Source organism: Paenibacillus sp. MAHUQ-63, assembly GCF_028765165.1.
In the GTDB taxonomy this organism is placed as follows: domain Bacteria; phylum Bacillota; class Bacilli; order Paenibacillales; family NBRC-103111; genus Paenibacillus_E.
Genome location: NZ_JARADB010000003.1, coordinates 781,332 through 794,833, shown reverse-complemented (window position 1 = coordinate 794,833; position 13,502 = coordinate 781,332). Strand labels below are relative to the sequence as shown.

The following is a 13,502-nucleotide window of genomic DNA, read 5'->3' as shown; positions in this document are numbered from 1 at the left end:
CATATTTATGAAAGTCATCGGAGGCACGTACATCTAAAAACGCCGGTAACCTTAAGCAGGTGACCGGCGTTTCCTTATTAGCGTTTCGGCATTTTGCTCTGATCCATGTACAGCAGGTTCCAGCGGTGACCGTCCAGGTCGGCAAATCCTGCACCGTACATCCAGCCGTCCGTTTCGCTCGGCTTGCCAAAGATGCTTCCTCCGGCAAACTCTACTTTTTGAATGAAGGCATCTACTTGTTCTCGGCTTTCAGCGCCAATTGAAAATATGACTTCTGCGCTATGGGAAGTATCTGCGATTTTTGAACCTGTAAATTTCTCGAACGCCGCATCCGGGAACAGCAGAATCGTTGTTTGGCCGATGGCAAGCTTGGCTCTCTCGTTACCAAAACTCACTGCATGTAATCCAATCTCATTGAAAAAGGCAGTTGACCTCTCAACATCTTTGACCGGCAGGTTAATCCAAATCTCCTGTGACATTGCGGTAGCCTCCTGGAATATAATCTCAATGGAAAATAATCTCAACTACACCTATTATACTCTACTTCTGGCAGCAGAAGCGAATCTTGTATAGGGGGCTTGGATGCGGCGTCTGCTGGATTTCGCGTCGGCTACGAAACGGTCAAACGGGCAAACGGACAGGATTACGTGATATCGTGTTGAACTTGTATGGCATAACCAATAGAGATATTAAGGCATTGAGAGAACCACGAAACGGTGAACGATTAATGATATTGTTAGACCTATACCTATAGATTTAATTTAGGAGGTTAATTAGGCGTGGGAATATTCGATAGGTTCAGGAAAAAAACGGAAAAGAAGGATAGTCTAAAAGAGATCATTTCTAAATTAGGCTGTGAGTGTCAAATTATTCGAGAAAACGATGTTCAAAGAATTATGACTAAGTACCAGCAAGCTCTAATTAAGGGAGAAGACGAAGGATATACGCCTCTAATAATTATTCCTTCTGAGATTATGATTGAAATCGTTGATACCATGACTGATAAGTATCGTAGAGAATCAATCATAGCCAAGGCGAATGATATTGATGCAATAGAATTATTAAAGAAACGAATTGATGAAGTCATGCCTGAGGAGGAAGAGTACGACATCATTGGTGAGTTTTCTATAGAGGAACAGATGAATGATTTTATGTCAATCGAAAATGTGGGTAATCAGACTATAATGATTGCAAAAATCCCTACAATTAAACCTTGGGAAGTGGCCGCTTGGATACCGATGGGCGGATTTAATTCTTGTCCTTTACCAGAGGAGCAAGTTGCAGTGTTCAAATACTGGTATGAAAAATATGGAGCCAGACCAGGATTAGTCACTCATGATGTTTGGGAATTACTTGTTGAGAAACCGCCTAAAACACAGGAAGAATCAGAATTTCTAGCTTGGGAACAATTTGGGTTTTGTGGTGACATTGTTTGGCAAGGGGTGGGAACAGTAAATTCTCTAGCAGGATCACTTATTAATTCCCCACGATGGTATTTTTGGTGGGACTAAGAACATTGTTAATACACTGACGGTAAACTTTAGTTCATAACATTGATAAAGGGGCAATAGGATACAAACGCAGAAGGCTCCTCTTTCAGATCGTCTCTAAAGAGGAGCCAGTATAGGTGAATCTCACGTTTGTGAGTGCTCGGAACCGGGTGGAATGAATAGCGGAGGTATTTTAATCCAGCCGCGAGTTCGCATTAATTGTTTTAATTTAGCCCCCAGCATGACTTTTTCGGCCTGGAATTGAAGGAACATGATGCCAAAATCCGTGCGAATCGATTCTGCATTGGCACTTGCCGCACGGATAATCAAACTGGCTATTTTTAAAGATAACTCATTGGCCAGCACTTCATCCTTCAATTTCACACCAAGCGGGACACTGTTAGGATCCGAGTTGGGCATATCTTCATGAGCAGGCGGTAAAGTTATTCCTTCTTTCAGCATGAAGGTATAGAGCTGTTCCCGTTGACTTTTGTTGAGTTCCAAATCTTGTTTCAGCATGTTTTGAAGTTCCGTGTCATTCGTGGTATTCATACCGGATTGAACCGTTACTTTGGCCAATTCAAGTCCCGCCAAGTAAAACCAACAAGCCATGACCTCTCCTACATGAAGGGGTTGAGGCTTTTTTTCATCCGTTAGCGATTTAATCGTATCGATGGCTGATTCCAATATATTAGTCATTGATTCAACTCCTGATATGTAATGATGTCGAAAGTTATTTTTTGCAAGGAAAGGTTTTTTTATTCAATTCTCTTACAAGCTGAAACATGCTAATATAAGAATGTTTTAATGGAGGACAATGAAGGAGCGTTAACCCATGATCATCAAATTCATTCGTTTACGGTAATGTAAGGTGCAGCTCACATAACCCAGCTTTTTTTTACAAAAATGGCTAGGGCTTATTTGACTGTGCCTTTTTTCATTCACCTAATACGAATGAAAGGGTGCTTTTTGTGTTCGAAAAAAGTAAAAAGTTGATGAGCGCTGGTAAAATTGAAAGCTTTCAAGAGATATTTATTTGCCCCTTATGTAAAAAACAGATGCAAATGATCCATTTACGAAGTCTAGTTTGCAGCAATCAGCACTGTTTTGATATAGCAAAACAAGGATATATGAACCTGCTGTCCCGAGCCAGTAATACAAAGTATGATCAAAAAATTTTTGAAGACAGAAGGGTGATCAGCAAAAGGGGTTTATTTAATCCCTTACATGCTGCGGTAAGTGACATTATTAGGAGTCAACTCCCGAGCTATGAACCTATAAGCATACTGGATGCAGGTTGTGGGGAAGGCACTCACTTAAATAACATACTAATAGAAATAAAGCGGAAAAAACTAAACCCGCTATTGGCTGTAGGAATTGATATTTCAAAAGAGGGGATTCGTTTGGCTGCAGCCGAATATTCGGATGTGATTTGGTGTGTCGCGGACATTGCGAACTCCCCATTTGCAAATCAGCAATTCAAATTCATTCTAAACATTCTTTCACCGGCAAATTATTCAGAATTCCAGAGATTGATGACGGATCATGGTTTGGTGATTAAAGTCGTCCCTGAACGGGATTATCTGAAAGAACTAAGAGAAATCTTCTATCAGGGATCCGATAAACAGGTTTATTCAAATTCACTTACAATTCGTCATTTCAGCGAGCAGTTCAAGTTGTTAGATGTTGCAAGCATTCGCTATCAAGTAAACTTGAGTGGGCCCTTAATCGAACCTTTGCTCGGCATGACGCCGTTATCCTGGGGGACTTCCAAGGAGCGCATAGAAAAAATCGCACGGATGAATCTGAAACAAGTTACTATGGACTTTAAAATTTTGATTGGAAAGAGATAGAGCTCAAATGCATACAAAGAAACGGCAGTTGACAAGACTGCCGTTATTTAATTTGAACGATCAATACCCGCCGTTCATTTTCTTCAATAGATCGATGATTTCCTCCGGTTCCATCCGCTTCATGAAATCCGGATCGACGTAGGCGCGACGCACGATATGCTCCTTATCGATGATCAACGTCGCCGGAACCGGCAGTATCCAACGGTCTGTGTTATTGAACCCGGTGAGATCCCGTCCAAGCTTTTGATAGGTGTGCTGAAGATAAACGGGCAATTCAAACAAAAGGTTGTAGCTTTCGGCGACAAGGCCGTTCGGATCGCTTAGCACCTGGAAGGTCAGCTCCTCTTTCTCCTTCTGGGATAGCGTGTTATCAGAGCTTTGCGGAGAGACGGCAATCAGCCTGCCGCCGTACTTCTCCATCTCAGGCAGTAATTGCTGGTAGGCTCTGAGCTGAATATTGCAGAACGGACACCAGCTGCCGCGGTAGAAGGCCAGGACAACCGGCCCTTGGGCAAGCTCGTCATACAGGGTGATTGGTTCGCCGAGCGGATTGGTCAACGTGAAATTCGGAGCTTGGGCCCCTTCCTTCAGGCCGAAATCGATACCGGATTGCTGCTGCTCCTTCACGAGCCGTAAAATATCAGCCTGAACCTCTGCAAGTACTCTTGTCATAAAGCCCGCTTTTTGCTGATCCAATTGTTCTTGAAGCGTCATGGCACAACTCTCCTTTTTTGTGGACATTAGAGACGTGACAACACCCATATAAACATATTAGCAAAAGATACCATGTGGTATCTTTTTTGATTTTATCACATCCCGAGCGGAAGGCAAGAGTGTAATCCTAAATTTTGTTATAATGATTAAACAGAATCTCACTCGTAGGGGAGGATATATGAAAAAAGGGGAAAAAACACGGGAACATATCATCATGAAATCCGCGCAGCTTTTTAACCAACAAGGATACGCCGGTTCGTCATTAAACGATATTATCGCCGCTACCGGGATCCAGAAGGGAGGAATCTATCGCCACTTCAGCAGCAAAGACGAAATTGCCCTGGAAGCCTATCAGTATGCCGCCAGTGTTGTAGGCAGGAGTTTAGCCGAAGCGATTAGTAAAGAGGAGTCCGCAGCGGGCCGACTGCTCGCATTCTTCCGTGTATATGAGGATGTTGTGAACAATCCCCCATTCATAGGCGGTTGCCCCTTACAGAACACAGCCGTAGAGAGTGACGATACACATCCCACATTGCGTCAAAGAGCCCAACACGGTCTACACGATGCTTTGGACATGATGAAGCGGATCATTAATGAAGGGATACAAACAGGGGAATTCAAAGAAAACCTAGATATGGACGCATTAGCCTCGTTTGCCTTTTCGTTATTGGAAGGCGGCATTATGCTCAGCAAGCTGGAAGGAGACAACAGGTACATGAAAATGAATATGGTCAGTTTCTCTTCCTACCTGGAGCAATTCTGCTCGAAGATCCATTGAACAACCCGGTTGCCCTCACCATTTTATTTGTTTGATTAGCTGGATGATCTCTTCTTGTTCCTTACCGCTCATTTGCCAGGTCCGGATTTCATTGATAATTTTCTCCAAATTGGTATAACCTTTAGCCAAACCGTTTAAGCGTGCAGCCAAGGTGGCATTCGTCAGTTCTTCATCGGTGGGAAGGATCGTTCTCAGTTTTTCAACCGCAGCTGGATACCGTTTCAAATAATATTTCTGATGTCGATCTTCGGCAGGATAAAAAACGGTAAAAGGAGCAATCTCGGTGTCCAGTATTCCTTGGCCTTGTTCCTCGATGCTTCTCTTGACCTCCTGGATGACATCGTTCTGTGTGGAATCTCGAAATAATATCAAGGATCTATACTGTCGGCCTTTGTAATCGTTGATATTCAATGGATTATGGTTGCTCCAGAACACATTCAACAGGGTCTCCAAACTTACGATACCAGAATCGAAATCCATTTCGACCATTTCGCTATGGTCTCCTAGATGCCGGTAAGTCGGATGATCCGTCGTCCCTCCGGCAAAGCCTACACGCGTTCTTATGATGCCGGTTAATTGTCCGAACAAAGCGTCAGGGCTCCAGAAGCAACCCATACCCAATGTTAAAGTTTGAATTGTGCCATCATTCATCTTGGCCACCTCCATATTCATCATACCATTTGGAAGCTCGATAATGAAAACGGAGAAAACAGCTTGCTTAGAAAACCCAAACTAAAGGAGAATGACATGCCAAAAAACTATCAAAGCCTCATTGACGATAAGATCTTCTTCGGCGGCGCTGCGGACGTTGCAGACATGGTGAAAAACGAAAACGTGGAAGTGATTGTAGATCTACGCGGCGAAGCGACGGAATGTGCGGATCCAAACGCTAACGTAGAATGGATTAAAGTCCCGCTGGGAGACAATGCACAAGGTCCCCAAGATGAATGGTTCCAGAAAGCGATTAACCATGTGGTTGAAGCCTACAAAAGCGGTAAGAAGGTTGGCTTTCACTGCGGCGGCGGCGGCCGGGCCGGCGCGGTGGCTGCTGGAACCCTCATCACTTTAGGTATAGCGAATACCCTTGACGAAGCTGAGGCCATGGCAAAAAGCATACGTCCAAAAGTAAATATTAAGCCTCCGCAGCGTGAAGCTCTAGAGAAAATATTTGACGGGAATTGATCATTTTCTTGGGAGAAGAGGCCATCCCGCAAGGGTGGAGGTTCTGCATTTGGATGATTATGCTATAATGGGCTTGAATCGGGAGACAAGGGAGGAACCAATGATGAAGCTTATCGACTTAAGCGTGCCGATTAGCCCGCGTATCCGCGAGCCTTTACCGGCGAAGATCGAGTATTCGAACCATGAGGCCGGGGCACAGCAAGCGGCGGCGGCACTTGGGCTTAAGCAGGAGGATTTTCCGGAAAGTAAAGCGTGGGCGACGGAAACGGTAACCCTGAATACGCATGCGGGTACTCATATCGACGCACCATGGCACTACTGGCCAACTTCGGAAGGGAAAGAGGCAAGAACCATTGACGAACTGCCGTTAGAATGGTTTTATTCCGACGGGGTCGTGCTCGATTTCAGCACGAAGCCGCCGGGTTACGAGATTACGACGGATGACTTGAAAGCCGAGCTGAAACGGATCGCGTACACGTTGAAACCGTACGATATTGTTCTCATCCGGAGCGATGCGGACAAGCGGTTGTATCACGAGCATTATGCGTTCCTTCACGCCGGTGTATCGGCCGAAGCTACGCTTTGGCTGCTGGATCAAGGCATCAAGGTAGTCGGTACGGACGGCTGGGGCTGGGACATCCCGCTCAACCTGCAAGCGGAAGCTTACAAGAAGCAGCCAAGGGAAGGTGTCCTGTGGGCCGCACATTATGTCGGTAAGGACCGGGAATATTGCCAGATCGAGAAACTGGCCAATTTGGAAAAAATTCCGAAGCCGTTCGGCTTCAAAGTATGCTGCTTTCCGGTCAAAGTGGAAAAGGCGAGTGCGGGCTGGTCACGCCCGGTCGCAATCGTAGAGGAATGAATTTGTTATGAAAAAACCAGCAAACCCTTGAGTTTGCTGGTTTCTTGTAATTCATATTACAGTGTTAAATAATGATCATGGATGTATGAAACCAGTTTCCCAATCAATTGACCTTTGAACGAATCAGGCACTGATTCGCCGCTAGGATTCGTGTACGTATAGAAGTTAGTTTCAATTTGATATGTAAAACCAAGATTTTTCAGGAAGTCCTGAACCTCAACCGGCAGCTGATCGGATCCTGTTTTTTGCTTGTAGTAATCTGTAACACCAACATTTATATCGACGTCACCTTTTCCTGTAAGAATAACGAAGATATCTGTAGGAGTTTGAGTGATCCATTGTCCTTTTGAGAAAAGAGATATACGGGCTTTGGCTAATGAATCAATTCCATTCAGATTAACACCGAATATTTCATTAATCATCCTTCTGCTTTCCGATCCGGAAATTTCTTTGCCAAAGGATTGAAGGAATTTGTCCATAACGGCGACTTTGGCCATAGACATGATTTTGGCATCGAGTTCTGTAGATGAAGGATCAATATGCAACGATTTACGGACGCCCTCCATGATGTCTGCAGGGTAGCTAGCCATGATATTTCCTTCCCCATTCGCGGAGATGGTATCCAGACTTATGTTGAAAATATCATCTACAGCTTTTCTTATGACTTTCCCTTTTGCTTTATTGTGTTTGGATGCAAGGTAGATATCCATGATTTCTGTTTTTGACATTGTGTTAATCTGACGATCCATCTCTGTCGAATTTGGCTTAGCGCCTAAATAGATTCTAACTGCCTTCATCACTTCAAACGGGTATTTGTAGATCGGTTGATCGGCAGAAACTGAGGATGTTCTCTGGTTTCTCTGGAGGGACGAATTCGCTGAAACGGTTTGGGTGAAGGTTGGAACTGCCGCCAGAATGACTGCAAACGCAAGTACTGCCGCCTTTAGCATATTTCCTGCTTTGTTTTTCATATCAGTTCTCCTAACTGAAAGCTTATATGTGTTACTACCACAATTCATGGTACCTCAATATTGAATGGAGAGCAAAATAAAGAGATTGATAGGCACAACCCGATCATCTTGCTTTTTACCAATCTAGAAGGAGAAAGAAATGAACATCAGAAAACTGAATTCGAACGAAAATTATCCAATGGAATTGTTATTATTAGCGGACCCATCCCGAAAGCTCGTAGAGGAATATGTCAAAAGAGGGGAGTGTGTTGTAGCCGAAGAGGATAACCGAATAATTGGTACTTATGTGCTTTTACCTACAAGACCTGCCACGGTTGAATTGGTGAACGTTGCGGTTACGGAAGATAGGCAAGGACAAGGTCTAGGGAAGCAGTTAGTCTTACATGCCGTTCATGCAGCCAAGGAGAGAGGATATCAAACAATTGAAATTGGCACAGGGAATTCTGGCATTGGACAATTAGCCCTCTATCAAAAGTGTGGCTTTAGAATTATTGGTGTGGATGTGGACTTTTTCATTAGACACTACGAAGAAGAGATCTATGAGAACGGAATTCCGTGTAGGGATATGATTCGATTATCTCAAGACTTATAAGTTTATAAAGCAAAGGCAGCCGAACAGACCGGTTGCCTTTTTTGGAGTGTAATCCTGCAGTTAGCGAAAGCTTTTGTAGTCAACTGGGGAAGAGAGCTGGATATGTGTAGACGATTTGCCATAGGGCATGGCATTGTCGATAAAAGCTTCCAAAGTTTGTACCGATTCGGTGACAAGTTTAACAAGGTAGCTGTATTGTCCCGCAAGTCGATGACATTCCATCACTTCTGGATGCTCCTTACAGAATTCTGCGAAAGCTTTGCAGCGTTCCGTCTCAAATAAAATGTAAGCTGTTACCCGTTTATTAAAGGCTTCCGCAGATAGCTTCGCCCGATAGGCTTCGATGACGCCACGATCCTCAAGCTTTTTGACGCGTTCAGCAGTCGCTGGGGCTGTGAGGCCAACGCGCTGGCCTAGCTCCGTCATCGAAATGCGCGCGTTCATCTGAAGTTCCAACACAATTTTAAGGTCAACCTGGTCCATGAGGGCCTCCTTTATTTTAATAAGTATATCCTCGCAAATTCCTTGCTTTCATAAGTCGATTCATTAAAACACATTCATATCCTTGTGTAAATGAGCTGATCTTTTCGGTAGAATGATTGCATTAACTTACGGAGGTAGCAAAACTGTGACGATGAGCTTGATAGCACCAAAAACACCCTTACTCATGATTGATGTACAGAAAGCATTTGACGACCCCAAATGGGGGGAACGAAATAATAAGGATGCAGAGGATAATATGAAGGTATTGCTGAAAGCTTGGAGATCTTCAGGGAGACCCGTCATGTTCGTTCAGCACGTATCGCCAATAGAATCATCGCTTTTTTATCACAATCAACCAACTTGCCAATTCAAAACGGGGATCGAGCCGATGGGTGGAGAGCACATTTTCCTTAAGAACGTGAACAGTTCATTCATTGGCACTAATCTAGAGCAAGTACTTAGGCAGATGGCGTGTGAGCAAATAGTGATCGTAGGGCTAACGACGAATCATTGTGTGGAAACGACAACCCGTATGGCCGGCAATTTAGGATTTAATCCTATCCTTGTCGAAGATGCTTGTGCGACATTCGGTCGCAGCGGACCTGATGGAACCTATCACACGCCAGAGAACATTCACGAGATGACTCTAGTGAACTTGCATGAAGAGTTCGCACAGATTAGTACAACCAAAGATGTACTTGCGATCATAGATTATCACGAATCATATGGATAAAATTCATGGCAGAAGCAGATAATGGCTCGTTTCTGCGCGTGCAGATTGCAATCGAATTGATGAGGTTGATTCCATCGACATGAACCCGGCATAGCTGTCCGCGCTCAACATGTTCACGTACAACTAATGACGAGACGAAGCTTGCGCCGTAACCCGCGATAACGGCCGTTATCGCTTCATATAGCCCGTTGAATTGCAAAGAGATCGTCGGCGTGCAGGAATTGTAGGTCCGGCAGAGAGATAATAATCGTTCTCTCGTCGAACTCCCCTCCTCACGCATGACAAAGGGTTCTTTCATCATCTCGGACAGAGAAACCCGCTGGTTGGCATAGCGATGAGCAGGTGCGACGACAAACCACAGCTCGTCCTGAAACAATTCTTCGGACTGAATCGTATCCGGGTATACCTCGGGGATTCCCCCGTAAATGGCGATATCCACGTGCGCATGCAACAGCTGCTTCAGAGCATCCGTTGAATTCGTCGTGGTAATCATCATTTCAACCAGCTCGTATTGTTGTTTGAAATTGGCGATCCAGACAGGCAGCAGGAAATGAGCGGGCAAATAGGTTGCGGCTATCCGAATGCAGCCCTTGACCCCGTTGCGGTAATCCTGGGAGAACTGTTCAATTTGTTGTTCGACGGCAAAAAGCCGTTTCGCCAGATTAGCAATCTCGCTCCCGGCTTCGGTTAAGGCTACGCCTCTGCCTTGAGGTTCCAGCAGTGTGAGACGCAGCTCTTTCTCGAATTTTTTGATTTGGGCGGTAATGGCAGGCTGGCTTATATTCAGCTCTTTGGAGGCGCGTGTCACGCTTCCGGTCGTAGCGATGACATGAAACAAGCGTAAGGCATGGAGGTTCATTGCGATCTTCCCCTGTCTCTGCGACTTATACAAATAATATATAAATAGTCGTTAATCTTATATTATATTTATGATTATAACTCCTCTATACTGATAGCAGAAGTACAAAAGAAGAGGAGACGTGATCGGAATGAATCAAGCCAACGTATGGGAACATGTAGACCAGTATATTACTCAGCAATTGATTCCGCAGGATAATATTCTGGAGTCCGTTCTGCGAAGCAATCAACAGGCAGGATTGCCGCCTTATGACGTTACGCCGAATCAAGGGAAATTTCTCAACCTGTTGGTTCGCATGCATGGCTCCAAACGGATCTTGGAGATCGGTACTTTGGGCGGATACAGTACAATATGGTTAGCCCGAGCGCTGCCTGCCGGGGGCCAGTTGGTCACCTTGGAGCTGGATCCGCATCATGCCGAGGTGGCGCGGGCCAATCTGGCGCTCGCTTCGTTGAATGAACTTGTCGAGCTTCGGGTCGGCGATGCGTTGGAACAATTGGCACGGATGAAAGACGAGGGCGTCGCTCCTTTTGATTTCATTTTCATAGATGCCGATAAGCCTAATAATCCTAACTATTTGCAATGGGCGCTTCATTTCTCGCATCCCGGTACGGTCATTCTTGGCGATAATGTCATTCGTGATGGTGAAATCATTAACGAACATACGGAGGATCCGCGTGTGAAGGGGGTAAGAGCGTTTTATGAATTGCTGGCCGATGAGCCGCGGATCACGGCAACCGCCATTCAGACTGTCGGAAGTAAAGGATATGACGGGTTCGTCATGGGGATCGTGACAAGCGCGTAAACGAAACGATCAAATTTGTTGCGGCATCATGTATAATTCGTTAATTCAATGGCCATACTATCATTTATTGCGTTATGAATGGAACGGGAAGCAAGACTGATTTACCGGATAATGTTCGTTATATAAAGTGTATCCATTGTGGAATTGAAAATGAAATGAAGTATCGCCTGCAATTTGTTGAGTTCTCCTTTCAGGTAAAACGCAAGCAAGAAGCTGAAATTGATGGTTTCAGCTTCTTTTTTTTGTCATGACATTCGGAAATCGAGCGGTTTTTGAATGGCTGAAGGTAAATGCAAGCATGATTCAGATAAAATCACGAACGATTGTCTTGATAAATTCGAGAAATCTCTGTATTATGAATATAGTTGCCCCACATACTTGTTTATTATTTGTGTTTGAAGGTGATATCATGTCCTTGCCGGATGATTCGAATGAATTTAAGAAGAAGCTATGTCACCTGTATAACGAGATATCCAAGGAATTATTCGGTTTTGGCACAACGCTGCTCAAGGTATCGATAGAACAGAACATCATTACCTTTCATGCCAAGCATCGCCGTTCACCGCGCTCTACTGCTTTGGAGGGCGAGGCCCCGACGCTGAAGCACGAGGTCGACTTCTATATGTCCTCGATCTATAAGAAGCGAATCCGGGAAAGGCTGGAGCAGGAACTCGGTTTGTCCATGGAGGCGGTTTTAAGAGACTATGATCCACCGACTCAATGGGCTATAACGAACATTATTCTCAAACCAGCGAAATAGTCAGATGTCGGTTATTCTCTTTTGATCTATCTTAAGAGCCAACCGGTTCATATCCTTAGACAGATGTCTCTTTACATTGTTTACGATGGAAAGTGCTCTTGTTAGAAGTTTTTCTTCTACCAAGGGCACTTTTCTGTTTTTTTATAGCTATAGCTGGGAACAAGGCGGATAGATCTGCCGATGACAAGGGTAGAATATTAGTAAAATTTTACACGGGATTTACGCATCAAACTATATATGAACAAGAAATTGGGAGGTTGTTGAAGATGAAACAAAAAATGCTTCGAGGTTTGATTTCTTTATCAGTAGTAGGTTTGGCGTTGACGGGGTGCGGAACTGCGCCTTCGCAAGAACAAGGGGGAGCCAGTACGTCAGCGGCATCGCCTGCTGGAGCAGCCAAAGGGGAGCCTACGCAATTGGTTATTTCTACTTGGGGGTTCTCGGATGATTTCTTCAAGAAAGAAGTCTACGCACCGTTTGAGAAAGAACATAATGTGAAGATTGTCCTGGAGATCGGGAATAACTCCGAACGTTTGAATAAAGTGAAACAAGGCACTTCCAAAGTGGATCTTATCTATTTATCCGATTATTATGCCCAACAAGGGATTGAAGCGGGATTGTTCGAGAAAATCGACCGCAGCCGCATTCCGAATTTAAAAGATATCTACGATATCGCCAAAGCTCCGCTCGGAGAGGACTACGGTCCGGCTTATACGGTAGGCCGTTTGGGGATTGCCTACAGCCCCAAAGCAGCGGGCAAAGAGATCAAGTCGTGGAGCGACCTGTGGAGTCCTGAACTCGCGAAGAAGCTGACGATGCCTAACATTACGTCCACGACGGGGCCGATGGTCCTGGATGCGGCATCTTTGGTAGCCGGGAACACGACGTTCAATGAGGATCAAGCTTTCGCCAAAGTGAAAGAATTGAACAAAAGCGTCGTGAAGTATTACGGCCAAACGTCCGAATTCGTCAATATGTTCTCCCAAGGTGAAATTGCCGCCGGCCCGATTATGGAAATGTACGTGAAGGATCTGAAGGCGGCCGTGCCGGATACGAAGTTCATCTCCCCGACCGAAGGGGCCTATGCCATCATGAATACGGTCAACGTAGTCAAAGGAAGCGCGAATAAGCAGCTGGCGGAAGATTTCATCAACTGGCACTTGAGCAAGGAAGTTCAGGAGAAATCGGCGAAGGCCAAAGTGGATTCACCGGTGAACACGACGCTTCAACTCTCGGCTGAAGATGCGCAAGGGATTACTTACGGCGCCGATGTCGTGAGCGGGCTGCACAAATTGGATATGAAATTCGTCAATCAGCATCTCAAATCGTGGATTGACCGCTGGAACAAAGAAGTCGCTCAATAAATACATGCACACAAGGGTATATGAACAGGATATACCCTTGTTTTTTCAAATGGACT

17 protein-coding genes are annotated in these 13,502 nt (G+C 44.9%); 10 read left to right on the top strand and 7 right to left on the bottom strand.

Annotated elements, in window-relative coordinates; translation table 11 throughout:
* Positions 1-77 precede the first annotated feature (77 nt).
* On the bottom strand, positions 78-479 hold the full coding sequence (locus PUT07_RS19560; protein WP_274470051.1) for a VOC family protein: 402 nt from the start codon (positions 477-479) through the stop codon (positions 78-80).
* 300 nt (positions 480-779) lie between these two features.
* Here PUT07_RS19560 and PUT07_RS19555 point away from each other — a divergent pair, with 300 nt between their 5' ends.
* Complete coding sequence (locus PUT07_RS19555) at positions 780-1,511, top strand: DUF4253 domain-containing protein (protein ID WP_274470050.1); 732 nt, start codon at positions 780-782, stop codon at positions 1,509-1,511.
* Positions 1,512-1,634: 123 nt separating this feature from the next.
* On the opposite strand, the gene PUT07_RS19550 is transcribed toward PUT07_RS19555, so the two are convergent.
* Positions 1,635-2,189: a DUF3231 family protein gene (locus tag PUT07_RS19550; RefSeq protein WP_274470049.1), complete on the bottom strand. Its 555-nt coding sequence runs from the start codon at positions 2,187-2,189 to the stop codon at positions 1,635-1,637.
* Between the two features lie 272 nt (positions 2,190-2,461).
* Here PUT07_RS19550 and PUT07_RS19545 point away from each other — a divergent pair, with 272 nt between their 5' ends.
* Positions 2,462-3,343, top strand: coding sequence for a putative RNA methyltransferase (locus tag PUT07_RS19545; RefSeq protein WP_274470048.1), 882 nt, complete (start codon positions 2,462-2,464; stop codon positions 3,341-3,343).
* Positions 3,344-3,403: 60 nt separating this feature from the next.
* Here the strand turns inward: PUT07_RS19545 and PUT07_RS19540 are convergent, their stop codons facing one another.
* Complete coding sequence (locus PUT07_RS19540; protein WP_274470047.1) at positions 3,404-4,057, bottom strand: peroxiredoxin-like family protein; 654 nt, start codon at positions 4,055-4,057, stop codon at positions 3,404-3,406.
* Between the two features lie 178 nt (positions 4,058-4,235).
* On the opposite strand from PUT07_RS19540, the gene PUT07_RS19535 reads away from it, so the two are divergent.
* Entirely contained in the window at positions 4,236-4,835 is a 600-nt protein-coding gene (locus PUT07_RS19535; RefSeq protein ID WP_274470046.1) for a TetR/AcrR family transcriptional regulator, read from the top strand.
* Between the two features lie 15 nt (positions 4,836-4,850).
* Here the strand turns inward: PUT07_RS19535 and PUT07_RS19530 are convergent, their stop codons facing one another.
* Complete coding sequence (locus tag PUT07_RS19530) at positions 4,851-5,486, bottom strand: peptide-methionine (S)-S-oxide reductase MsrA (RefSeq protein WP_274470044.1); 636 nt, start codon at positions 5,484-5,486, stop codon at positions 4,851-4,853.
* A 96-nt stretch (positions 5,487-5,582) separates the two neighbouring features.
* Between PUT07_RS19530 and PUT07_RS19525 the strand changes: the two genes are divergently transcribed.
* Both PUT07_RS19525 and PUT07_RS19520 read left to right on the top strand, forming a co-directional pair.
* Positions 5,583-6,017 carry a protein-tyrosine phosphatase family protein gene (locus PUT07_RS19525; RefSeq protein ID WP_274470043.1) on the top strand — a complete coding sequence of 145 codons (435 nt, stop codon included), beginning with the start codon at positions 5,583-5,585 and terminating at the stop codon, positions 6,015-6,017.
* A gap of 103 nt (positions 6,018-6,120) precedes the next feature.
* On the top strand, positions 6,121-6,879 hold the full coding sequence (locus PUT07_RS19520) for a cyclase family protein (protein ID WP_274470892.1): 759 nt from the start codon (positions 6,121-6,123) through the stop codon (positions 6,877-6,879).
* Positions 6,880-6,935: 56 nt separating this feature from the next.
* Here the strand turns inward: PUT07_RS19520 and PUT07_RS19515 are convergent, their stop codons facing one another.
* Positions 6,936-7,850: a hypothetical protein gene (locus tag PUT07_RS19515; RefSeq protein WP_274470041.1), complete on the bottom strand. Its 915-nt coding sequence runs from the start codon at positions 7,848-7,850 to the stop codon at positions 6,936-6,938.
* A 139-nt stretch (positions 7,851-7,989) separates the two neighbouring features.
* On the opposite strand from PUT07_RS19515, the gene PUT07_RS19510 reads away from it, so the two are divergent.
* Complete coding sequence (locus PUT07_RS19510; protein ID WP_274470040.1) at positions 7,990-8,442, top strand: GNAT family N-acetyltransferase; 453 nt, start codon at positions 7,990-7,992, stop codon at positions 8,440-8,442.
* A 60-nt stretch (positions 8,443-8,502) separates the two neighbouring features.
* Here the strand turns inward: PUT07_RS19510 and PUT07_RS19505 are convergent, their stop codons facing one another.
* Positions 8,503-8,925: an Lrp/AsnC family transcriptional regulator gene (locus tag PUT07_RS19505; RefSeq protein ID WP_274470039.1), complete on the bottom strand. Its 423-nt coding sequence runs from the start codon at positions 8,923-8,925 to the stop codon at positions 8,503-8,505.
* A 151-nt stretch (positions 8,926-9,076) separates the two neighbouring features.
* Between PUT07_RS19505 and PUT07_RS19500 the strand changes: the two genes are divergently transcribed.
* The gene (locus tag PUT07_RS19500) at positions 9,077-9,658 is read left to right on the top strand and encodes a cysteine hydrolase family protein (RefSeq protein WP_274470890.1); all 582 of its coding nucleotides are present in this window, start codon (positions 9,077-9,079) and stop codon (positions 9,656-9,658) included.
* On the opposite strand, the gene PUT07_RS19495 is transcribed toward PUT07_RS19500, so the two are convergent.
* Entirely contained in the window at positions 9,630-10,517 is an 888-nt protein-coding gene (locus PUT07_RS19495; RefSeq protein ID WP_274470038.1) for a LysR family transcriptional regulator, read from the bottom strand. The genes PUT07_RS19500 and PUT07_RS19495 overlap by 29 nt on opposite strands.
* Positions 10,518-10,647: 130 nt before the next feature.
* Here PUT07_RS19495 and PUT07_RS19490 point away from each other — a divergent pair, with 130 nt between their 5' ends.
* From PUT07_RS19490 to PUT07_RS19480, 3 genes are all read left to right on the top strand, one after another.
* Positions 10,648-11,322, top strand: coding sequence for an O-methyltransferase (locus PUT07_RS19490; protein WP_274470037.1), 675 nt, complete (start codon positions 10,648-10,650; stop codon positions 11,320-11,322).
* 409 nt (positions 11,323-11,731) lie between these two features.
* Entirely contained in the window at positions 11,732-12,082 is a 351-nt protein-coding gene (locus PUT07_RS19485; protein ID WP_274470036.1) for a DUF2294 domain-containing protein, read from the top strand.
* 266 nt (positions 12,083-12,348) lie between these two features.
* Complete coding sequence (locus PUT07_RS19480) at positions 12,349-13,446, top strand: ABC transporter substrate-binding protein (RefSeq protein WP_274470034.1); 1,098 nt, start codon at positions 12,349-12,351, stop codon at positions 13,444-13,446.
* Positions 13,447-13,502: the final 56 nt, after the last annotated feature.